The organism is Winogradskyella sp. (genome assembly GCF_013213975.1).
Classification (GTDB): Bacteria; Bacteroidota; Bacteroidia; order Flavobacteriales; family Flavobacteriaceae; genus Winogradskyella.
Window position 1 is genome coordinate 1 of record NZ_JABSST010000040.1, and the last position, 22,544, is coordinate 22,544.

20 protein-coding genes are annotated in these 22,544 nt (G+C 34.4%); 16 read left to right on the forward strand and 4 right to left on the reverse strand.

Going from position 1 to position 22,544, the window contains the following annotated elements:
- Together HRU49_RS07725 and HRU49_RS07730 are read left to right on the forward strand one after the other, a co-directional pair.
- Window positions 1-657, forward strand: a 657-nt coding sequence (locus HRU49_RS07725) for an amidohydrolase family protein (protein ID WP_296355831.1), incomplete at its 5' end; no start/stop codon positions are given.
- Window positions 658-671: 14 nt separating this feature from the next.
- On the forward strand, window positions 672-887 hold the full coding sequence (locus tag HRU49_RS07730) for a hypothetical protein (protein WP_296355834.1): 216 nt from the start codon (window positions 672-674) through the stop codon (window positions 885-887).
- Window positions 888-949: 62 nt separating this feature from the next.
- Here the strand turns inward: HRU49_RS07730 and HRU49_RS07735 are convergent, their stop codons facing one another.
- Together HRU49_RS07735 and HRU49_RS07740 are read right to left on the reverse strand one after the other, a co-directional pair.
- On the reverse strand, window positions 950-1,747 hold the full coding sequence (locus tag HRU49_RS07735) for a DUF6503 family protein (protein ID WP_296355837.1): 798 nt from the start codon (window positions 1,745-1,747) through the stop codon (window positions 950-952).
- 105 nt (window positions 1,748-1,852) lie between these two features.
- Entirely contained in the window at window positions 1,853-4,873 is a 3,021-nt protein-coding gene (locus HRU49_RS07740) for a choice-of-anchor L domain-containing protein (protein ID WP_296355839.1), read from the reverse strand.
- A gap of 127 nt (window positions 4,874-5,000) precedes the next feature.
- On the opposite strand from HRU49_RS07740, the gene HRU49_RS07745 reads away from it, so the two are divergent.
- From HRU49_RS07745 to HRU49_RS07810, 14 genes are all read left to right on the forward strand, one after another.
- Entirely contained in the window at window positions 5,001-5,798 is a 798-nt protein-coding gene (locus tag HRU49_RS07745) for an RNA methyltransferase (RefSeq protein WP_296355840.1), read from the forward strand.
- Between the two features lie 2 nt (window positions 5,799-5,800).
- Window positions 5,801-7,033, forward strand: a complete 1,233-nt coding sequence (locus HRU49_RS07750) for a M48 family metallopeptidase (protein WP_296355842.1) — start codon at window positions 5,801-5,803, stop codon at window positions 7,031-7,033.
- 187 nt (window positions 7,034-7,220) lie between these two features.
- Entirely contained in the window at window positions 7,221-7,391 is a 171-nt protein-coding gene (locus HRU49_RS07755; RefSeq protein WP_296355844.1) for a hypothetical protein, read from the forward strand.
- Window positions 7,388-7,567: a hypothetical protein gene (locus HRU49_RS07760; protein WP_296355846.1), complete on the forward strand. Its 180-nt coding sequence runs from the start codon at window positions 7,388-7,390 to the stop codon at window positions 7,565-7,567. Before HRU49_RS07755 ends, HRU49_RS07760 begins: the two co-directional genes overlap by 4 nt.
- An 85-nt stretch (window positions 7,568-7,652) precedes the next feature.
- A complete protein-coding gene (locus HRU49_RS07765; protein WP_296355887.1) occupies window positions 7,653-9,860 on the forward strand; it encodes a RelA/SpoT family protein in 2,208 nt (735 codons plus the stop codon).
- Between the two features lie 104 nt (window positions 9,861-9,964).
- A complete protein-coding gene (locus HRU49_RS07770; protein ID WP_296355848.1) occupies window positions 9,965-10,417 on the forward strand; it encodes a transcriptional repressor in 453 nt (150 codons plus the stop codon).
- Window positions 10,418-10,429: 12 nt separating this feature from the next.
- On the forward strand, window positions 10,430-11,710 hold the full coding sequence (locus tag HRU49_RS07775; RefSeq protein ID WP_296355850.1) for an adenylosuccinate synthase: 1,281 nt from the start codon (window positions 10,430-10,432) through the stop codon (window positions 11,708-11,710).
- A gap of 87 nt (window positions 11,711-11,797) precedes the next feature.
- Window positions 11,798-13,606 carry an OstA-like protein gene (locus tag HRU49_RS07780; protein ID WP_296355852.1) on the forward strand — a complete coding sequence of 603 codons (1,809 nt, stop codon included), beginning with the start codon at window positions 11,798-11,800 and terminating at the stop codon, window positions 13,604-13,606.
- Window positions 13,607-14,782 (forward strand): aspartate aminotransferase family protein, encoded by a 1,176-nt coding sequence (locus HRU49_RS07785; protein ID WP_296355854.1) that lies wholly within the window; start codon window positions 13,607-13,609, stop codon window positions 14,780-14,782.
- 160 nt (window positions 14,783-14,942) lie between these two features.
- Window positions 14,943-16,340 (forward strand): tetratricopeptide repeat protein, encoded by a 1,398-nt coding sequence (locus HRU49_RS07790; protein ID WP_296355856.1) that lies wholly within the window; start codon window positions 14,943-14,945, stop codon window positions 16,338-16,340.
- A 46-nt stretch (window positions 16,341-16,386) separates the two neighbouring features.
- The gene (locus tag HRU49_RS07795) at window positions 16,387-17,355 is read left to right on the forward strand and encodes a DUF368 domain-containing protein (RefSeq protein WP_296355858.1); all 969 of its coding nucleotides are present in this window, start codon (window positions 16,387-16,389) and stop codon (window positions 17,353-17,355) included.
- The gene (locus HRU49_RS07800; protein WP_296355860.1) at window positions 17,355-18,374 is read left to right on the forward strand and encodes a DUF368 domain-containing protein; all 1,020 of its coding nucleotides are present in this window, start codon (window positions 17,355-17,357) and stop codon (window positions 18,372-18,374) included. The genes HRU49_RS07795 and HRU49_RS07800 overlap by 1 nt, the downstream gene beginning before the upstream one ends.
- A complete protein-coding gene (locus HRU49_RS07805; RefSeq protein ID WP_296355862.1) occupies window positions 18,343-19,104 on the forward strand; it encodes a shikimate dehydrogenase in 762 nt (253 codons plus the stop codon). The genes HRU49_RS07800 and HRU49_RS07805 overlap by 32 nt, the downstream gene beginning before the upstream one ends.
- Window positions 19,105-19,181: 77 nt before the next feature.
- Entirely contained in the window at window positions 19,182-21,131 is a 1,950-nt protein-coding gene (locus HRU49_RS07810) for a DUF349 domain-containing protein (RefSeq protein WP_296355864.1), read from the forward strand.
- A 212-nt stretch (window positions 21,132-21,343) separates the two neighbouring features.
- On the opposite strand, the gene mazG is transcribed toward HRU49_RS07810, so the two are convergent.
- Together mazG and HRU49_RS07820 are read right to left on the reverse strand one after the other, a co-directional pair.
- A complete protein-coding gene (gene mazG, locus HRU49_RS07815; protein ID WP_296355866.1) occupies window positions 21,344-22,117 on the reverse strand; it encodes a nucleoside triphosphate pyrophosphohydrolase in 774 nt (257 codons plus the stop codon).
- A 1-nt stretch (window position 22,118) separates the two neighbouring features.
- A complete protein-coding gene (locus HRU49_RS07820) occupies window positions 22,119-22,541 on the reverse strand; it encodes a DUF5606 domain-containing protein (RefSeq protein ID WP_296355868.1) in 423 nt (140 codons plus the stop codon).
- Window positions 22,542-22,544 lie beyond the last annotated feature (3 nt).

Consider the following 22,544-nt stretch of genomic DNA (forward strand, 5'->3'; position numbering starts at 1 on the left):
AATGAAGCTAAAAGCCATAATAACGGTGAAAAGAAAGAAACTAATCTACCATACGAAGCTATGGCTGGTTTATTTGATGGATCAAAGCACTTATATATTAATGTTGATGATGAAAAAGGCATTACAGACGCTGTTAATTTTGCAAAATCACAAGGTGTTACTAAGGTTACAATTGTTGGTGGTTATCAAGCGAGTAAGGTTGCCAATATGTTGAAGCAAAATAATATATCTGTTATGCTACAACGTGTGCATACCAGACCTGAACTAGAGGACCACGATTACGATTATACCTTTAAACAAGCAAAGGCACTAGTCGATGCTGGTGTTCTCGTTTCTTTAGAAACTAGTGGACAGATGGAACGTATGAATTCTAGAAATTTACCATTCTATGCAGGAACTACGGTTGCATATGGTTTAACTAAAGAGCAGGCTTTACAATTAATTACTAGTAATGCCGCACAAATCATGGGTATTGATGCTCTGTATGGCACCTTAGAAACGGGTAAAAGCGCCACCTTATTTATAAGTGAAGGCGATGCTTTGGATATGCGCACTAATTTAGTGACGCATGCTTTTATTGATGGCAGAGCATTAAGTTTAGAATCGCATCAAACCACACTTTGGAAGCGCTACGCCGAAAAGTATGGGCAGAACTAGATTTGAGTAAATAAATGTCAAAAAAGGTTTTAGGATATTCAATGATATCTGTTGGTATCTTGAGTTTTTTAATTGTTGGTGGAGGTTCAATGAGATACAGAAATAAGTCTGTTTATATGAATATAAGTATACGAGATGGCTTATTAATTGTACTTTTTTACATATTGACACCTATTATTGGCTTTTTTCTCATTAGGTATGGATTAAAACTGATTGAAAATAAAGATTAGTAATCTTAAATAAAAAAAGCGAGCTAATTGGCTCGCTTTTTTTTATTATTTCAAGCTTAAGTTTACTCTATGAGTTTATCACCTTCTTCCATCATAAACATATCCTGTTTCGGTGCTTCTTCGGATAAGACAACGTCTTTAAATTCTAAGGTATTTCTTAAATCTGTAGGTATATTATTTTCATAGTTGTACCAACTAATACTTTTAGGCATAACCAAACCATTAATGGTTTGCCAATCGTTGTATCTTATGTATCTAAAATCTGTACTCTTTCCATCTTTTCCAAAAGTCACGGTATAGCTCAACCATTCCATTTGACCAGTTTCAGCATTATAATAAACAACATATTGGTCGTCTGGTGACTCACCTACTCCAGCTTCATAAGAAATTAAAATTCCTGGATACGTTTTGCCCTCAAAAACAAGAGGATCTGTCTCTTCATAAATAATGCCATCATCACCAACTATAAATGGCATCGCGTAGAAGTACATCATTAAGCCTTTGTAAAATTTAGCATTACCTTTATATTCATCATCATTTTTTTCACTGACCCACAAATTTTCACCATCATAACCCATAATATAACTTGGTGTATCAATAAGTTCAGCTCTTGTTTTTAAATTGGTGGTGGTAACTTCTTTACCATTATGTTTATCCATAGTAAAGGATAAGGTTTTCATTTTGTTCCAATTATCTATACCTCCATGAGCATCAAAAACTTTGGTAATAGATTCAGGATAAATACTTGTAGTTATATCCTCTTTGGTAAGGGTTTTAATTTCTGTAGATTCTACTTTTGTCTCGTTTTTGCAAGAAACAAACACAGCTGTTAAAAGAATCAGCAATACTATTTTTTTCATAAAGTGTTTTTAGTTGTTGACTTAGACGAAAGTATAAAAAAGGCATTACACTAAAGCCTCAGAAAAAATCTGAGGCTTTTACTTATAAATTAAAACTCGTTTTTGTTATTCAATAATGAGTTTATTGATACTTACCTTTTGACCGTCATTTAGTTTAATGAAGTAAACACCGGATTTTAAAGAAGTTACATTAAGTTCAACAGTATTATCATTGATAATCTGTTGCAATTGAATACGTTTTCCCTGTAAATCAACAAGTTCTATCTGAAGCTCTAAGACAGTATTATTACGTGCCGAAACTGTAACTCTATCCTTTGCCGGATTTGGGTAAACATTATAATTAAAACTGTTAAACTCATCTACTGAAAGCGGTTCTACAAATTGCGTGTTAAACGTATTGGTGATTACTGGTGGATTAAAATCAAAGTAAATGGCTGCAGAATTAGGTATGATATCGCCAACTTCATATCCTGATTTTGGTTTTATTTTAAAATGAACAAAACCATGACTACCAGGTTCATCATCTTGTTCTGCTGGTAAATCAATATCTTCAAAATACCACTCTAAACTAGAACCTGTTCTTGTTACAGTGTAATCATGACTGGACCTAAGCATTTGGAATGTAGACTCATCTAGTTGCAGATCTAATTCATCTTCAATACGAACAAAAATGGCTTCTGCAGTCCCTAAATTTTGGAAACGAATCGTATAATATAACCACTCGTCTGATACAACAAAATCATCGTACACAATTTCAGGTCCATGAGACTCAAAAATATCATTTGGGTCATAAGAACCAATAACTATTTCAGACAAGGATGATTGGTTGTTACTTTCTTCAATATCGTTACTATCCGTAATGTAAGTTGCGATATTGGTAACAATATCATCTAACTGAGCAGTTACATCGCAGTTAAGAGATATATTAATTACTTCTGTTTCGCCAACTTCTAAATTCACGAAGTCCAATGTAAATCCTGAATCTGTCGTTGTAACAGTGTAACCTGGGTTTGGTTGAATAATTCCATTATAATTTAATTGTTCATCTAAAACAACTTCAATAGTACCAGAAGTTATATCACTATTTCCAACATTCTCAATAATTAACTGATTTAAATAATCAAAACCAGGTCGTGGTGCATCAAACGGGTTTACTAAATAGACGGCAAGGTCTTGACACGATTGATTGTTTTCTATTGGAAAATCTATTGTAACAACTTCTCCATTTGCAACACTCATATTTTCTACGGATGATGTTATTGGCACATAGCAGTTTGTGTATTCATCGTAGATATTAAATGTAATATCATACGTATCTGTTTCGTTTGTACTCACGATAGAAAAGTTACCAAGGTTTGTATTGACTTGATTAATAATACCATCGTTATTTTTTTCATAGGTAAAATAACCTTGTACAAAATCAGACTCATCTGGATCTAAAAATCCGTTAGCATTGTTGTCCATAAAAGCTTTGGTGTTTATAAGACCTACATCATTACACAGCTCACCAATATCGAAACTTCCAGCTCTTAGAAAAACTGCTGAATCAAATAGACTGTCACCAGCATCTGCAATGACTAATTTAATATGATAATTCTCTCCTACGTTAACATCTGCTTGTGCAGTAAAAGGAACTGTTCTACCATTGTATGAAATTGGAGGCTCATCAGTTGGTATATAACCACCAAAAAACTCAGGATTGGCAGCAGCACAAGAACCATTATCTGGGTGTATATTAGTGATTAAAATTGGTGTATTGGTACCTGGCAATACCGCTAAATTGGTAGTATTACCTTGTTCATCCGTTAACAAAAAGGCAAAAGCATCTGAAAAGCTACATTCAAAACTTCCCATATCATATTCTTCAGATGCCATTAAAAACTCAAAATTAATTTGACTAACTACTGGAACAAAATCAAATTCAATAACAGTGGCGTTATTGGAGTTAATTCCAAGTGTATTATTTAAATCAGCATCTCCAGGCCAGACACCTGAACCAGAACTAGCATTATCACTAGTATTCGGACCTTCTGCATCTTTTACATTACCTGTTGAGAGAACTAAACCTTCATTAAAAGGGAAATTACTACCTGCATAACTAAAATAACCTATACCATTAGGTTCGTTATTATTAAATGAAGTTCCTGTTGAAAAAGTGATATTAAAAATAGAGCTGCAATTATTACCTATAAACACGTCTTGCACTAATTCATACACACTATATGCAGTAGTGTCAACAATAATATTTACATCCTCTTGGCATAAAGAAGCACTGGCCTCGATATCTAATTCTAATATTGTAGCGCAATCACCATTTGCGTTTTCTACTCTAACATATATGACTTGATTGAATTGGATGATATTTGCATATGGTGAAGAAATGGCATTAACATTAGTATCTGCATCACTTTGAGTTTCATGGTAGGTCACGATAACATTTGATTGTCCATTTGTGATTTCAAGATCTCTTAATGATAAATCAAACAAAGCAAACCCATCAGCATCTTCATCGCAAACTACTAAAGGACTAGGTGAGGATATTGCAGTTTCAAAATCGGTAACCAAACCACTATCTACGGATATACAACCTGTTGAACTATCAGATACCTCAACCGAATAGGAACCTACTTGATTAATTGATAAAGTAGATTGGACTTCACCTGTAATTAATTGACCATCTAAATACCAAGAAAATGAATATGCGGCATTATCTAATCCTGTATCAAAAACTAAAGTTTCACCAGCGCATAGGCTAACGTCGTCTAGTCCTAAATCCAAATTAATAACTGAACTAACAATTAAACTGAAGTTTGTCACCTCGAAGTTACCGGTAGACAATTCAAAAACCCTAACAAATATAGTTTGCGGATTAGACACATTGGTAAAAGGACTAATTAAAGCGTTGATGCCATCACTTGCCTCTAAAAGCGTTAAGTGATAGGTAATTGAATAATTTAATGGATCTAGTCCATTCAATATCTCAGCATCTTTGATAGAAAGATCAAAATCGGCAAAACCATTACTACCACAAATTTCATAATCGGATGGCTGAGTAATTCCTATTTGAGCATTAGATTTTAATACGAAAGATAAAGTTAGTACAAAAACAAGTAAAAGTTTTTTCATAGTGGATTGATTGATGACATTATGTATTTTAGATCAATAAAATTAGAATTGGTTGCTTTTAATATTTTAATATCTTTAAAATATTAGATTTTTTAATTTGATTTCTAATTTTCGATTAGACGAATTTATGATAAAAACAATTACCAGCCTACAAAATCCGTTTATAAAACGACTTATTCTTTTAAAAGAAAAGTCTCGAGAACGCAAAAAATCTAATTCATTTTTAATTGAAGGTAAACGCGAGCTTTCACTAGCCATAAAAAGTGGTTATAAGATTGATACACTTTTATTTTTTCCTGATTTATTTTCTGAAGCCGAGGCTAAAGCCATGAGCCGTTATGGTATTGAGATTATAGAAATATCAAAGGAAGTATTTAAAAAATTAGCGCATCGCGATACTACAGAAGGTGTCATAGCAGTAGTTCAGTGGAAATTACATGATTTAGAGGATTTAAATTTCATATCCAAAAATCCCTTAATATTAGTGGCTGAAGCCCCTGAGAAACCTGGTAATATTGGTGCTTTATTAAGAACTGCAGATGCCGCTAATGTGGATGCTGTAATTATTACAAATCCAAAATCGGACCTTTATAATCCAAATATTATTCGTTCTAGTGTAGGCTGTGTTTTTACCACTCAAATTGCAGTGGCACCTTCAGTAGAAGCCATACAATTTTTACAGAAGTATAATTTTAATATTTACGCTGCCATTTTACAGAAGTCAGAACCGTATCATCTACAAGACTACAAGCAACCAACGGCCATAGTTGTAGGCACTGAAGCTACTGGTCTCACCCAAGAATGGAGGGCTATTGCCACACAAAATATTCACATTCCGATGCAAGGTAAAATTGACTCAATGAACGTTTCTGTTGCTGCAGGAATTCTTATTTTTGAAGCGAAAAGACAACGTGATTTTAAATAAGCATGAATCCTCAAACCCTTTTTTACGTCATAATTGGCATAATTGTCATCAATTTTATTAAGGATAAGGTACTCAATGCCTTAAATGCCAAACATTTTAATGATAATTTGCCAGATGAGCTCGCAGATGTTTATGACAAAGAGGATTATAAAAAATCACAGGCTTACAAGGCTACAAATTATAGGTTTGGCATATGGTCATCTCTATTTTCACTTAGTTTAACATTAGCCTTTTTATTCTTTGATGGTTTTGAATATGTAGATTCGCTAGCAAGAAGCTACTCCAATCAACCAATACTTATCGCCTTAATTTTCTTTGGCATCATAATGATTGCTAGTGATATTATTACCACCCCATTTGCCTATTATAAAACCTTTGTGATTGAAGAAACCTTTGGATTCAATAAAACCACAAAAAAGACATTTATTCTTGACAAGATTAAGGGCCTTCTCATGATGGCTATTATCGGAGGTGGTATCATTGCCCTTATTATCTGGTTCTATCAGCTTACTGAAGATCAATTCTGGTTATATACTTGGGGACTTGTAACCCTTTTCACCGTGTTTATGAATATGTTCTATTCAAAATTAATAGTACCTCTATTTAATAAGCAAACTCCTTTAGAAGAAGGAGATTTAAGAAACAAAATTTCAGAATACGCCACATCTGTTGGGTTTAGTTTAAATAAGATTTTTATTATCGATGGTTCAAAACGTAGTACTAAAGCTAATGCCTATTTCTCTGGTTTTGGACGTGAAAAACGCGTTACACTTTACGATACTTTAGTAAATGATTTAGACGACGAAGAAATTGTTGCTGTACTAGCTCACGAAGTTGGACACTATAAACGCAGGCATATTATTTTTAATCTTGTTGCCTCTATTCTGCTTACCGGATTAACACTATTTATTTTATCCATTTTTATTTCTAACCCTTTATTGTCAAATGCCATTTGTGTAGAAATCCCAAGTTTTCATGTTGGACTCATTACCTTTGGTCTTCTCTACTCACCAATTTCTGAAGTTACAGGCTTAATTATGAATTATGTTTCTCGTGTTTTTGAATATCAAGCAGATAATTATGCCAAAACAACTTACAAAGCCCAACCATTAATAAGCTCTTTAAAAAAACTATCTAAAAATAGCTTAAGTAATTTAACACCGCATAAAGCCTATGTGTTTATGCACTATTCCCACCCAACTCTATTAGACAGGATTAGAAACCTGAAAAAATAGTGTGTTTAATAGGCTTATTCTGTTAGCAACAGGCCTTCACTATTTAGGACAAACTCGGCATTAACATTATTTAACTATTATCAAAAATAAAGTTAAAAAAATGAAATAATATCATCATTTTAATAAAATAAGTAATAATATCATTATTTTTGTTTAACATTTTTATTAAATAATTAAACAAAACATTATGGTAAAATTTATTTTGAAATGGTATCCTGTTATACTAGCATTCATTAGCCTGCTATATTCAGTTGGCTTAGGACTATATGGTATGAAGGAAGAAGCTGAATACTCAGCACATTGGCCAGCAACAATTCTCTTATTTTCTATTGCAATTAGACAAAGACGTACGACATGAATAAGGGATTTTTATTTATCGGAGCAATTATTTTTGCTATTTATCTTTATTTAATGTTTACCAATATTTATTTAGCACACAAAAAGCAAAAGGAAAATCACTATCCAAATTTGTCTAAAAAGGAGATTTTCGATGCCTATGAAAAGCAAGATAATGACGATTCTAAAAAAAGTTAACAAGCGACTTTTTAACACGTAATTATTTGTGAAAATCATTCTAGATCTCATTGTGTATTAAATTGGCTTTATGTATTTTAGTTGTATGACTGAAGTGGACATTGAAAAAGAAAATGCAGCGATTGCAAAAGCCTATAAAGAGTTACTAAGGGTAAGCTATCAAACGTTAAGCAGAGATGATAAAAAATTGATTCGTCATGCCTTTGATGTGGCTGTTGATGCCCACAAAGACCAAAGACGTAAGTCTGGCGAAGCCTACATTTTTCATCCTATCGCCGTTGCAAAAATAGTTGCGCAAGAAATTGGCTTAGATGCGACCTCAATTGCTGCAGCTTTACTTCATGATGTTGTTGAAGACAATCCGGATTATACCATTGCAGACATGGAACGCCTTTTCGGCGAAACTGTTGCACGTATTGTTGACGGCCTGACTAAAATTTCATCCTTAAAAAAGGATATGGATGTCTCCTTACAAGCTGAGAATTTCCGTAAAATGTTGTTGACACTTAATGAAGATGTACGTGTTATCATCATCAAAATTGCAGACCGTTTGCACAACATGCAAACTATGGATTCCATGAGACCAGATAAGCAGGTAAAGATCGCATCAGAAACCCTTTACATCTATGCACCTCTAGCCCATCGAATTGGCCTTTATAACATAAAAACAGAACTTGAAGATTTAGGCCTTAAGTACACAGAACCTGAAGTCTACAATGACATTTTAAACAAGATGGAGGAAAGTAAGGAAGAACAAGATGCTTACATCAAATCCTTCTCTAAGGTCATTGAAAAATCACTCAATAAAGAAGGCCTCAATTATGAGATAAAAGGACGACCGAAATCTATTTTCAGCATACGCCGTAAAATGGTAAAACAAGGAGTGTCATTTGATGAAGTCTACGATAAATTTGCCGTGCGAATTATCTATAAATCAGACCTCAAAAATGAGAAATTTTTAGCCTGGAAGATTTATTCTGTAGTTACAGACCACTTTACCCCTAATCCAATTCGCTTAAGAGATTGGATTTCATCACCTAAGTCCACGGGTTACGAAGCCTTACACATAACTGTTGTTGGCCCTAAAAGTCGCTGGGTAGAGGTCCAAATTCGAAGTGAACGAATGAATGAAATTGCAGAGAAAGGCTATGCAGCACACTACAAGTATAAAAATACGGATGACAAAGACGATAATTTAGACCTTTGGATCAATAAATTACAGGAAGCCTTGGAAAATAACGAAGCTAATGCTGTGGATTTTGTTGAACAGTTTAAACTCAATTTATATTCCAAAGAGATCTTTGTATTCTCACCTAAAGGAGATTTAAAATCTTTGCCAAAAGGTGCGACTCCTCTTGATTTTGCATTTAGCATCCATACAGAAGTTGGCATGAAAACTAGAGGCGCAAAGGTTAATGGGAAATTAGTACCTTTAAGTCACGAATTACAAAGTGGCGATCGTGTCGAAATATTAACGTCCGAAAATGCCAAGCCTAATGCCAACTGGCTAGATTATGCAACAACTGCTAGAGCTCGCAGTAAAATTAAATCGGCTTTAAACGCACATACTAAAGAAATTGCTGCAGAAGGTAAAGAAGTTTTAAGACGCAAACTTAAACAGCTCAAAATCACATTAAACGAAAAGTCCATCAACGAGTTGGTGAGCTACTTCAAATTAAAAACCTCCTTAGACCTTTTTTATCGTGTTGGCATAGGCACCATCGATAATTCAAAACTAAAAGCTTTTGCCTCATCCAGAAGCAATGCTTTTATGAGTTATATTAAAAACAGAATTCGTAAACCAGATGTCTCTAAGGATATTGACAAAGAAGAAATTACTTCTAAATATGATATGCTGGTTTTTGGCAAAGAAGAGGAACGACTTAACTATTCATTGGCCAATTGTTGCAATCCTATTCCTGGAGATAAAGTTTTTGGTTTTGTTACTATAAATGATGGCATCAAAGTCCATAAGAAAAACTGCCCTAATGCCGTGAGTTTACAATCTAATTATGCCTACAGAATCATGCCTGCAAAATGGATAGATTCTTCGCAACGTACCTACACCTCTCATATAAGACTTTCGGGAATTGACAATCTGGGATTAGTTAATGATATCACAAGTCTAATATCCGAAAACCTTCACGTTAATATGAAGAGTATAAGTTTTTCAAGTGATGATGGTATTTTTAATGGTGATATTGTGGTGGAGGTTAAAAACCAAACCATGCTTAAAAATTTGATAGAAAAACTTAAAAAAATCAACGGAATCGATAAGGTATCTCGAGTTTAAATTGTGGTGATTTTATAATATTGAAAACTTGTTGATTTCTTTCGTACTTTCCATATCATTAAACCATCTTTATCCTATAATTTTATGTAAATTTGCACCTTATTATGAATGTAACAACAGAAGAAAGTAATCAAGAAATAGTAAAACGTGTTTTTACGCAATTCCTTGAAGATAAAGGCCATAGAAAGACACCTGAACGCTACGCTATACTTCAGGAGATTTATGATAGCGAAGAACATTTTGATATAGAATCTTTGTACATCAAAATGAAAAACAAAAACTATCGTGTAAGTAGGGCAACACTCTACAACACCATTGAATTACTTTTGGAATGTGCACTTGTTAGAAAGCATCAGTTTGGCCAAAATCAGGCGCATTATGAAAAGTCCTATTTCGACAAACAGCACGACCACGTTATTCTAACAGATACGGGTGAAGTTATTGAATTCTGTGACCCACGCATTCAATCCATTAAAAAGACCATCGAAGAGGTTTTTAATATCGAAATAACAAATCATTCACTATACTTTTACGGCAACCGTAAATCTGACGACTAACTAATTTTTATAATGGCAGTAGACTTACTACTTGGATTACAATGGGGAGATGAAGGCAAAGGAAAAATTGTTGATGTATTCACCTCTAAATACGATATTATTGCACGCTTTCAAGGTGGACCAAATGCAGGTCATACTCTAGTATTTAACGGCAGAAAGCATGTGTTACATACCATCCCTTCTGGGATTTTTCATGAAAATACCGTTAACCTCGTAGGTAATGGTGTCGTTATAGATCCTGTTATATTCAAAAAGGAATTGGACAAATTAGAGGAACAAAATGTTGATTACAAATCATCACTCTGTATTTCCCGAAAAGCCCACATTATATTACCAACACATCGTTTGTTAGATGCTGCAAGTGAAGCTTCAAAAGGAAAAGCGAAAATTGGTTCTACGCTTAAAGGTATAGGACCAACGTATATGGATAAAACCGGTAGAAATGGTATTCGTGTTGGTGACATTGAATTATCGGATTGGAAAGAAAAATACCGCGCTTTAGCGAATAAGCACGAAGCCATGATAGATTTCTACAATGTAGACATTCAATACGATCTTAAAGATTTAGAGGCTGACTTTTTTGAAGCTATCGAGACTTTAAAGTCTCTTCAATTTATTGATTCAGAAGAATATATTCATAAAGCACAAACATCAGGAAAATCGATATTAGCAGAAGGCGCACAAGGATCTCTATTAGATATTGATTTCGGGACCTATCCATTTGTTACCTCATCCAATACAACAGCTGCAGGAGCCTGTACAGGACTTGGAGTTGCTCCAAATGAAATTGGTGATGTCTTTGGAATATTTAAAGCCTATACTACACGTGTAGGATCTGGACCATTTCCAACAGAATTATTCGATGAAGATGGTGAGACTATGGGACGTGTTGGTCATGAGTTTGGCGCAACAACTGGTCGTCCGAGACGTTGTGGGTGGCTAGATTTAGTTGCTCTACGTTATGCATGTCAAGTAAACGGTGTTACACAATTAATTATGATGAAAGGTGATGTGCTTTCTGGATTTAAAACTTTAAAGGTTTGCACAGCTTACAAATACAAAGGAGACACTATTCATCATTTACCTTATAACATTGAAGCTGAAAACGTCACTCCAATTTACACTGAAATCCAAGGATGGTCAGAGGACTTAACAGGCATGACAGAAGCATCACAGTTACCAAAAGCGTTTAATGCTTATGTAGCGTTTTTAGAGAACGAACTTAATATTCCTATTACCATTGTATCTGTAGGGCCTGATCGTAAACAGACCATTGTTAGGAAAACAGTTTAAGAATAGCATTTTTAGATTCTGTTAAAAAAACTGTTAACTCATACTAAAGCTTAACTATAAGTGTTACTTTGTAAAAAATATAAAGCTTTGAACGGGTTAAAACGTCTCTTACTAGTTATCTTAATTTGTGTTTCCGTATTCTCATTTGCACAAGAAAAGCAACGCATCTTAATTGAATATGCAGGAATTGCTTCCTCAGACGAAGATGTTGAAGAAGGCGCTTTAGTATTTCTTAGAGACGAATCACAGCAGGTGCATTTTATTCATAAGGGTGTTAATCTGTTTTGTGATAAAGCCATTTATTACCAAGACCAAGATTATATAGAAGCATTTAGTGGACCAAGCGGTGTCGTTACCATAAAACAGGGAGATTCCATAAATATGATCGCCAAGTATGTAGAATATAGTGGCAAAACAGAATTAGCCTATGCCCAAGGTGACGTTATCCTCACTGAACCACAATCCGTATTAACAACCGATAAACTGTATTTTGATAGAACCCGTCAGCTCGCCTATTACGATACCAAAGGAAAGGTTGTAAGAGATTCCTCCGGAACCATTACAAGTCAGATTGGTCGCTATTACATGAATTCAAAAAAGTACCAATTTACCAAGGATGTTGTATTAGTAAATCCAGACTACACATTAAATACGGAACGGTTGGATTATTTTCCAGACAACGGTCATGCATATTTGTTTGGTCCTTCAACCATAGTCGGTGAAGACAGTAATATATACACGGAGCGTGGTTTCTACGACACCAAAACCAATATTGGTCATTTTCAGAGAAATGCAAAAATAGACTATGATAATAGAACACTTATCGGTGATAGTTTATACTTCGATAGAAACAAAAGTTTTGCATCAGCAACCAATAACATAAAAATCACAGATACCATAAATAATAGTATAGTTAAAGGCCACTATGCTGAGGTATGGCGCGCTAAAGACTCTACTTTTATTACAAAACGTGCGCTAGCCATCACAGTGCAAGAACAAGATTCTATTTACCTACATGCCGACACACTCATGGTAACCGGAAAAGAAGAAAACAGGATTACTAGGGCGTTTTATAATGCTAGACTATTTAAAAGTGATCTAGCAGGTAAAGCCGATTCAATTCATGTTGACCATAAAACAGGACTAACCAAACTTATTAATTTAAGTCGTTACAGTTCTTCTGACGCTTTTGCTTTGGCAAGAAAGCCAGTGCTGTGGAATATAGGAAACCAGATGACTGGTGATACCATTCATTTAATTTCCAACACTGAAACTGAAAAATTAGATTCTCTTAAGGTTTTTAATAATGCGTTTTTAGTAAGCAAGGACACGATAAGTGAAGATGCTTATAATCAAATCAAAGGACAACGCTTAATAGGCCTGTTTAGAGATAATGAATTATATAACGTAGATATTATTAAAAACGCCGAAACCATTCGTTATATGCGCAACGAGCAAAACGATCTTATCGGTATTCAAAAATCTAAATCTGGAAGCATTAATATTAAGATTTTAGAGCAGGCCATTGACGAGGTTCGCTTTTTAAATCAAATAGACGGTAATATTTTTCCTGAAGATGACTTTCCAAGAGCAGCTAAAAAACTGAGAGGTTTTGACTGGCGAGGTGAAGAACGACCTAATTCTGTTGAAGATCTTTTTAAAGATGATCCACCGCTCATTTTACCAATAATATCAGGGCTTGAGGATTATGTTCCACCTGAAAATTTTGTAGACGATAGTGTAGCAGAACGCGTAGAGGACGCAGGTAAAGAGACACCTAATAAACCCAATAAAGCAAAAAGAAATTTACCTAAGAAAACAACGGTTATGCCTTTAAAGCCAAAGGTAAAAGAAATTGAAGACTCTAAGAAAGAGACAAAAAAGGAAGGGCAATAATTGCATAAAGACTTTTTTAAATATCAAGCACAGACCACACCGCATCCATTAGCGATGGAAATTAGTCATGCTAAAGGCTGTTATATCTATGATAAAAAAGGAAAGGCCTATTTAGATTTTGTTGCAGGCGTATCAGCATGTTCATTGGGACACGCCCATCCAAAAGTTGTTGATGCAATTAAAGCACAATTAGACAAATACATGCATGTTATGGTGTATGGCGAATACGTTCAGGAACCTGCAGTAGAACTAACCAAACTAATTGGAAACCATTTACCTGACCCTTTAGAATCGACCTATTTGGTAAATTCCGGAACTGAAGCCATAGAAGGCAGTATAAAACTTGCCAGACGTTATACAGGTCGTAGTGAAATTATTGCAGCTAAAAGTGCGTACCACGGTAATACCATGGGTTCTTTAAGTTTAATGGATTATGAAGAACGCAAAACCCCTTTTCTTCCTCTTATTCCAGACATAAAACACATCACCTTTAATTGTGAATTTTGCCTGCAGCAAATCACTAAACACACTGCCGCAGTTATTTTAGAAACCATTCAAGGAGGTGCAGGATTTATTGAACCCATCGCTAATTATTTACAAAAAGTTGAAGAACGCTGTAAAGCCGTAGGTGCTGTTTTTATTTTAGATGAAATTCAACCTGGTATTGGTAGAACTGGGAAACTCTTTGGTTTTGAAAATTATAACTGCACACCAGATATAGTGGTTACTGGAAAAGGTTTAGGTGGGGGCCTCCCAATTGGAGCATTCACAGCCTCAAGAGAAATGATGCTTACGTTAAGCGACAACCCAAAGCTTGGACATATTACAACATTTGGCGGCAATCCTGTCATTGCCGCAGCGGCTTTAGCAACACTGAATGAAATCACTGAAAGCAAACTCATACCTCAAACCTTAATAAAAGAAAAATTAATAAGAAAATATCTTCAACATAGGCATATTAAGGAAATACGAGGTAGAGGATTAATGTTAGCCGCCATAGTTGAAAATCCAGAAATTGCGAATCAAGTAATTTTACGTGCTCAAGACGAAGGACTCATATTATTCTGGTTATTATTTGAACCAAAAGCTATCCGTTTAACGCCTCCATTAACAATTTCTGAAGAGGAAATTATCAAAGCTTGCCATATAATAACTTCAATTTTAGATAAAATTTAAAACGCTTTTATTCTATCTATGTTGTTGGTTTTCATATTATAACACACTTCACATAAAGCTTAATTTCAATGTTAATTAATTTGTTAAAAACAATCAGCGGTTTTTTTATTAGGAGCAAACGATAACTGTAATTTTATTCTAGTGAATCTTTAAACTGCTTATGAATTACAGTCGAGACGACGAAAACTTTCCGCTTACCAGATTTGAATCGATGCTTAAAACAAATGATATTTTGTTTTTCGATTCAAGTGAATTTGAAAATATTATCCACCACTATCTTGAAAATGGAAAAATCGCACTGGCTAAACGTGCCATAAAATTAGGTTTAGAACAACATCCCTCATCTGTAAACCTAAGATTGTTTCAGGTGGAAATTCTGGTTATTGAAAATAAGTTCTCAGAAGCCGATGACATTCTCGATATGCTGCACGAATTAGAGCCTAACAATGAAGAGATTTTTATTCAAAAAGCAAATGTACTTTCTAAGCAAGATGAGCATAAAAAAGCTATTGACACCTTATTAATTGCCATAGAGATGTCAACCACACCCTCTGAGGATGCCGACTTGTATGCTTTAGTAGGTATGGAATATTTATTCTTGGATGAATTTGAAAATGCAGTCATCTACTTTAAAAAATGTTTAGAGACAGATACTTCAGATTATTCTGCACTTCATAATATTGTGTACTGTTACGACTTTTTAGACAAGAATGAAGAAGCAATAGCCTACCTCAATGCGTTTTTAGACAAAAATCCTTACTGTGAAGTCGCTTGGCATCAATTAGGTCGTCAATATTTTACTATTAAAGACTATGACAAGGCAAATGCTGCATTTGATTTTGCAATTATCTCTGACGATTCTTTTGTTGGTGCGTATATTGAAAAAGGTAAAGTATTAGAAAAATTAAAACTTTATGAAGAAGCCATTGAGAACTATAAGATTACTTTGGCTTTAGACGAACCAACATCATTTGCATTATTAAGAATAGGTCATTGTTATGATAAGTTAGGACAAGAAGATTTAGCCTTACAATTCTTTAAAAAGACTGTTGAAGAAGATGCGCTTTTAGATCAAGGTTGGATTGCGATTACAAAATTTTACATGAAGCGCCTTAATTATCTTAAGGCCTTACACTACGTTAATAAAGCTGTAAATATAGATGGTGATAATGTCCTGTATTGGAAATTGTTTGCTTCAATCAATAAGCGTCTTAATTTTTTAGAAGAAGCCGAAATGGGATATAAACGTACGCTTGATCTAGGTAACTATGAATTAGACACTTGGTTAGATCGTACAGATATTCTAATTGCATTAGGAGAATACGAAGCAGGAATTTACAACTTATTACAAGCGGCAGAATTTTATCCTGAAAATGCAGAGATTGCATACCGATTAGGCGGCTTATATTTTACAATAAATCAAACTGAAGAAGGTCGTTTTCATTTAAAGAATGCGGTAAAGCTTAATAGCGATTATAGTTTTATCATTTCAGAACTCTTTCCTAAGATTAACAATAGACCCATGATTAAGGCTATAATTTCTGATGGTGACAGATGATTATCAAACTAAAAAATGCATACCTTAGTACTTCTAAAAAAATGGGATGCAAAGACGCTTATTAGACTACTTAATAATAGCCTTTAAAGGCTTAGCAATGGGAGCTGCAGATGTTGTTCCTGGTGTTTCTGGAGGCACCATCGCATTTATTTCAGGAATTTACGAGGAACTTATTGAGAGCATCGATAAAGTTAATCTCGGAGTATTTAGAGTCTGGAAAAAAGATGGATTCAAAAGTGCTTGGAAATCTATTAACGGTTCTTTCTTATTAGCCCTTTTTTCGGGAATAGCTATTAGTATTTTATCACTCGCAAAATTAATTAAATGGCTTTTACACAATGAACCGATATTGCTCTGGTCTTTCTTTTTTGGTTTGGTGTTAGCTAGTATTCTTTACATCGCCAAACAAATTAAAGGCTGGTCCATAAAAGTTATAATTGCCATCGTAGTTACTTCTATCTTATCGTATTATATTACCTTGGCAGAGCCATTTGCTTCTCCCGAAAGCCCTTATTATTTATTATTTTGTGGTTTTATTGCAATTATTGCCATGATTCTTCCAGGAGTGTCAGGAGCATTTATCTTACTTATTCTTGGCGCTTATCAAACAGCCATAGATACCATTAATAATCTTAGAGAAGGACTTATGACAGGGAACATGGACATGTTCAAAGACGCCTTATTAAAATTTGTACTACTAGGTGTTGGTGCTGTAATTGGTTTAAAGGTATTTTCAAAAGCACTGAATTGGATGTTTAAACACCAAAAGAATTTAACTCTAGCAATTTTAACAGGTTTCATGATTGGTTCATTAAACAAAATCTGGCCTTGGAAAGAAATTCTAAAAACACGAATAAATTCGGAAGGAGAAGAAGTTACTCTCTTAGATAAAAGTATATTACCAGTCGCTTACGATGGAGATAATCAACTTTTAATTGCACTCGTTTTTATGATTATTGGTTTTACCACAATTCTCATTCTAGAACGCCTCGGAAGTGAAAAAACCAAAGCCTAATGGAAAATACAAGGACACTTAAAGATCGATGTTTTTTGGTCATTAAAGGTCTTGCCATGGGTGCTGCAAATAAAGTTCCCGGAGTTTCTGGTGGTGTAGTTGCCTTTGTAGCGGGTTTCTACGAAGAATTTATTTACTCTTTACAACGTGTTAATAAAACAGCCTTCAAATTACTTTTTAATGGTCGTTTTGTAAGTTTTTACAGATACATCAATGGTAAATTCTTAGGGCTCTTATTCCTCGGAATGATTGTCAGTTACTTCAGTGTTTCCAAAATTTTAGACTATCTCATCGTCAACTATGAGCTCTACGTATGGAGTACCTTTTTTGGAATGATTTTAGGCTCGATTTACTACATCACAAAAGACTTCAACGCTTGGAATAGAAAAACCATAACAGCATTATTATTAGGAACAGCAATAGGTATTGGTATTAGCTTTCTAGATCCAGCAATGGAAAATGACAACCTGTGGTTTGTCTTTTTCTGCGGCATTATCAGTGTTTCTGGTATGACCTTACCTGGGTTTTCCGGATCGTTTATTCTCATTCTTCTAGGAAACTATGTTTTACTTCTCGTAGATTCTGTAAACGTACTTTACGACACGATTACTGATATTTTCTCTGGCAACTTTGAATTTGTAAAAGACCGGATCAGAATTAGAATGCTAAAAGTACTAGGTGTATTTACATTGGGATCTGTAACCGGCTTAGTTACGTTTTCACATATCCTAAACTACATTCTAAAGCATTATAAAAACATAACTCTTGCCACAATTGCTGGTTTTATTGTGGGATCATTAGGTGTGGTCTGGCCATGGAAAAAAACCATTTATAAATTAAACAACGACGGTGGATTCATTCTGGATTCCTCTGGTAAACAGATCATTGAAAATTATCAGCGATTTTTCCCTGAAGCTAGCACTCAGACTTATATTGCAATTGCTTATATTGTTCTAGGAATCCTCATAGTTTTAGGATTGGAATGGTATGGACAACGCACAAGACAACACAAAGCATAAATATGGATTGGTAGGCAGAAATATCTCTTACTCTTTCTCAAGAGGATATTTCGCTGATAAATTTAAAAAAGAAAATCTCCCATACGCTTATGAGAATTTCGATTTAACGACCATTGAAGAGTTAGATAGTATTATTAAAAATACACCAAACCTTAAAGGTTTAAATGTTACCATTCCTTACAAGGAAGACGTGATTCCAATAATAGATGGTTTAAACAAACGTGCTAGAAAGATTGGAGCCGTTAATACCATCCGAATAACGAGATACCAAAAATTAATTGGATACAACACCGATTATTACGGATTTAAAAATTCGCTAAAACCACATTTAAACAAGCATCATAAGCGCGCGTTAATATTAGGAACTGGTGGTGCTTCTAAAGCAGTTGCTTACGCTCTAAAAAAGTTAAAAATTCAATACGATTATGTCTCACGCACTGAAAAGGAAGGTGTGAAATTTTTATATACAGACTTAACAGAAGATATAATTTCCTCTTATAATATAATCATCAATTGCACACCTATTGGAACATTCCCTGACGTAAATCAATGTCCCGACATTCCTTATGATGCCATAACTGAAAAGCACATTTTATACGACCTAATCTATAATCCCGAACAAACAAAATTTTTAAGTTGTGGAGATATAAAAGGCGCAACTACTATTAATGGACTTGAAATGCTTAAACTTCAAGCGGAGAAATCTTGGAAGATTTGGAATAAGTCCTAATGTATAGCAAACCCTTATTTCCTTTGTATTTCAATGAGTTGTTAGTATCTTTAACAACTTATAAAATATTTTGACACATGTCTGAGATTGATAACCTGCACGACGCAGATGGAAAAAACGAAATAGAAACTGATGTTACGACTCCAGAAGAAGTACTTAAATCTGAATCTAAAAATTCAGAACCATCAGAACAAAAAGAAGCCGAAGTTGAATCAGAAACTGCTGACGCTGAAGTTCATGCAGAAATTGAAGCATCTAATGCTGAAGATGCTGAAGACGAGTCCAACGCAGAACGTCATCAAGTTGAGGAGAAAGACTACCACGCTATGTCTATGCAAGACCTTGCAACTGAGCTAAATCGACTCTTAAAGCATCATAAGATTCAAACTATTTCCAAGCAAGTTAATCAAATCAAAACAGAATTCAATGCTAAATTTGGTCAACTACTGGAAGAAAAAAAGGAAGAGTTTATAAATACTGGTGGCAATGCCATTGACTTTTACTACACCAACGATAACAAAAAACTCTTTAACCAACTTTATAAAGATTATAAGCAAGCAATAAATGTATATTACAAAGAACGTGAGCATAATCTGAAGCAAAACTTAGAGAACAGACTTGGAATAATAGAGGATATTAAAGGCTTGTTATCAGTTGAGGAAAACATGGGGACCACGTATAAAACTTTCAAAGAGTTACAGGAAAAGTGGAGAAATGCAGGTCCAATACCTAGAGACAAATACAACAATGCTTGGAATACCTACCACCATCACGTAGAACGTTTTTATGATTTTTTACACCTTAATAATGATTTGAGGGATATGGATTTTAAGCACAACTATGAGCAAAAGCTTAAAATTATTGAACAGGCAGAGGCCCTTGCTAATGACGACAACATTAATAGAACATTTAGAGAATTGCAGGTTCTGCATAAACTTTGGAAGGAAGAATTGGGTCCTGTTGCCAAAGAACATCGTGAAGAAATTTGGGAACGATTTAGCAAGGCTACTAAAACAATACATGACAAGCGTCAAGCTTATTACGCAGACTTAGACAAAGCTTACGAAAAGAATTTGGAGCGTAAAGAACATCTTATTTCTCAAATTCAGGCCATAGCTAATGATCAATCCAATTCTCATGGATACTGGCAAAAGAAAATTAAAGAAGTTGAAGCTTTAAGAGAGGCATTCTTTAATGCTGGAAAAGTACCGCTTAAGGTTAATGAGGCCACTTGGGCAAAATTTAAAGATGCTGTAAGAACTTTTAATAGAGGTAAAAACAAATTTTATAAAGATCTCAAAAAGGACCAGTACGAGAATCTGCAAAAGAAGCGTGAGCTCATCAAGATTGCTGAGGCGAATAAAGACAGTGAGGATTTTGCAGTTGTTACTCCACTGATGAAAAAAATCCAAAGTGATTGGAAAAAAATAGGACATGTTCCAAGACGAGATAGTGATAAAATTTGGAAAGAATTTAAAAATGCTTGTAATCACTATTTCGACAGAATGCATGCAGAGCGTAAAGCCGAAAATCAACACTTATATGATGCCTTTGATAAAAAGATGAAAATGTTAGAGGAGATTAAAGCCATGACACTTAGTGGAGACACTAAAGCTGATGTTAAAACCCTTAAATCTAAAATTGCAACCTGGAAAACCATTGGTCATGTTCCTCAAAATAAACGCTACATTGATAGTAAGTTCTACAAGGTCATTGACGAAGCATTCGATAAGCTTAAAATGGATAAGTCCAAATTAGATATGGTAAAGTTTGAGAGTAAACTTGAAAATCTAAGTAAGGATACAAACGACACAAGATTACTAGATAACGAACAAAACTTTATACGCAAAAGAATTGGAGAAGTACAATCTGAAATTACGCAGTTAGAAAACAATCTCCAGTTCTTTTCTAATGTAGATTCTGATAATCCATTGGTAAAGGATGTGCATAAGAATATTGCTAGGCATAAAAAAGAATTAGATACCTGGAAGGCCAAATTAATCAAGGTTCGTGGCATGTATTCTTAAATCAACTTTAAACACACACTCATAAAAATCAAAGCCCAGCTGTGACGAACAGCTGAGCTTTGACCTAACTAAACTAAATTAACCTTAATTACAACCGCTTATTAATAATTAAGATTCTACTACGATTATAAAAACGTCTTGTTTTTATATTGTATTTACGAGGGTAAAAAAGATTTGGATGTTTAGTTTATAGATTTTAGAGAACTTTAACACTACAAAGATTTTGCCTCTTCCCAAAAGACATCCATTTCGGCCAAAGTCATATCTTTTAGAGGTTTATTTAAAGCTCTAGATTTACTTTCGAGATACTGAAATCGTTTCATAAACTTTTTGTTGGTACGTTCTAAAGCATTCTCAGGATTAACTTTTAAAAAACGTGCATAATTGATCATTGAAAACAGTACATCGCCAAATTCACCTTCAATGGCATCTTTATCGCATTTTGCTATTTCGGATTTTAACTCCGCCAATTCCTCTTGTACTTTTTCAAAAACTTGCTCAGGTTTTTCCCAGTCAAAACCAACTCCTGCAACTTTATCTTGAATACGATTAGCTTTTACCATTGCTGGTAAACTTTTTGGCACACCCTCAAGCACACTTTTTTTACCTTCCTTTAATTTAAGTTCCTCCCAATTACGTTTTACATCTTCTTCATTCTCAACTTTTACATCCCCATAAATATGTGGATGACGCTCTACCAATTTATCACATATGCTATGACACACATCTGCAATATCAAAGTTTTGCGTTTCGCTACCTATTTTTGAGTAAAATACAATGTGTAATAAAACGTCACCAAGCTCTTTTTTAACCTCATCTAAGTCCTTATCAAGAATAGCATCACCAAGCTCATAAACCTCTTCAATGGTTAAATGACGTAAGGATTCCATAGTCTGCTTTTTATCCCATGGACATTGTTCCCTGAGCTCATCCATGATGATGAGCAAACGTTCAAAAGCTTTAAGTTGATTGGATTTGTTATACATTTTATTCTTCTTCGTCTGAAGCCTCTTCTTCGGTTTCAAGTGCACCTAAAAGACCATTCTTTTGAAGTAAATTATACCATTGAATGACTTTTTTAATATCTGAAGGGTATACACGATCTTCATCATAATCTGGTAATACATTAAAAAAGTACTCTTCTAAGGCATCCTTAGAATCTTTATGGCTAACAGATGTTGGTTGCCCTTTTTCTTTTACCTTAACCTTTTTAAGCACATCTCGTAATGGCACCTCTTCTGCTATGGTGTAAATGGCAATTTCACTTAAAATACTAATATTACTGTGCGCACCAACAGTAATTCTCTTTTTGTCGATTAACGATTGTACAACAGCTCCAGTTCGAGTTTGTGTTACAATTTCGAATAATCCAGGCTTACCTGAAATAGCTAAAATTTTATCTAAGCTCATATA

Bases quoted from the DNA above. Each gene is read 5' to 3' on its own strand.
- HRU49_RS07730 (WP_296355834.1), top strand. From the start codon at position 672: ATGTCAAAAAAGGTTTTAGGATATTCAATGATATCTGTTGGTATCTTG.
- HRU49_RS07735 (WP_296355837.1), bottom strand. From the start codon at position 1,747: ATGAAAAAAATAGTATTGCTGATTCTTTTAACAGCTGTGTTTGTTTCT.
- HRU49_RS07740 (WP_296355839.1), bottom strand. From the start codon at position 4,873: ATGAAAAAACTTTTACTTGTTTTTGTACTAACTTTATCTTTCGTATTA.
- HRU49_RS07745 (WP_296355840.1), top strand. From the start codon at position 5,001: ATGATAAAAACAATTACCAGCCTACAAAATCCGTTTATAAAACGACTT.
- HRU49_RS07750 (WP_296355842.1), top strand. From the start codon at position 5,801: ATGAATCCTCAAACCCTTTTTTACGTCATAATTGGCATAATTGTCATC.
- HRU49_RS07755 (WP_296355844.1), top strand. From the start codon at position 7,221: ATGGTAAAATTTATTTTGAAATGGTATCCTGTTATACTAGCATTCATT.
- HRU49_RS07760 (WP_296355846.1), top strand. From the start codon at position 7,388: ATGAATAAGGGATTTTTATTTATCGGAGCAATTATTTTTGCTATTTAT.
- HRU49_RS07765 (WP_296355887.1), top strand. From the start codon at position 7,653: ATGACTGAAGTGGACATTGAAAAAGAAAATGCAGCGATTGCAAAAGCC.
- HRU49_RS07770 (WP_296355848.1), top strand. From the start codon at position 9,965: ATGAATGTAACAACAGAAGAAAGTAATCAAGAAATAGTAAAACGTGTT.
- HRU49_RS07775 (WP_296355850.1), top strand. From the start codon at position 10,430: ATGGCAGTAGACTTACTACTTGGATTACAATGGGGAGATGAAGGCAAA.
- HRU49_RS07790 (WP_296355856.1), top strand. From the start codon at position 14,943: ATGAATTACAGTCGAGACGACGAAAACTTTCCGCTTACCAGATTTGAA.
- HRU49_RS07795 (WP_296355858.1), top strand. From the start codon at position 16,387: ATGCAAAGACGCTTATTAGACTACTTAATAATAGCCTTTAAAGGCTTA.
- HRU49_RS07800 (WP_296355860.1), top strand. From the start codon at position 17,355: ATGGAAAATACAAGGACACTTAAAGATCGATGTTTTTTGGTCATTAAA.
- HRU49_RS07805 (WP_296355862.1), top strand. From the start codon at position 18,343: ATGGACAACGCACAAGACAACACAAAGCATAAATATGGATTGGTAGGC.
- HRU49_RS07810 (WP_296355864.1), top strand. From the start codon at position 19,182: ATGTCTGAGATTGATAACCTGCACGACGCAGATGGAAAAAACGAAATA.
- mazG (WP_296355866.1), bottom strand. From the start codon at position 22,117: ATGTATAACAAATCCAATCAACTTAAAGCTTTTGAACGTTTGCTCATC.
- HRU49_RS07820 (WP_296355868.1), bottom strand. From the start codon at position 22,541: ATGAGCTTAGATAAAATTTTAGCTATTTCAGGTAAGCCTGGATTATTC.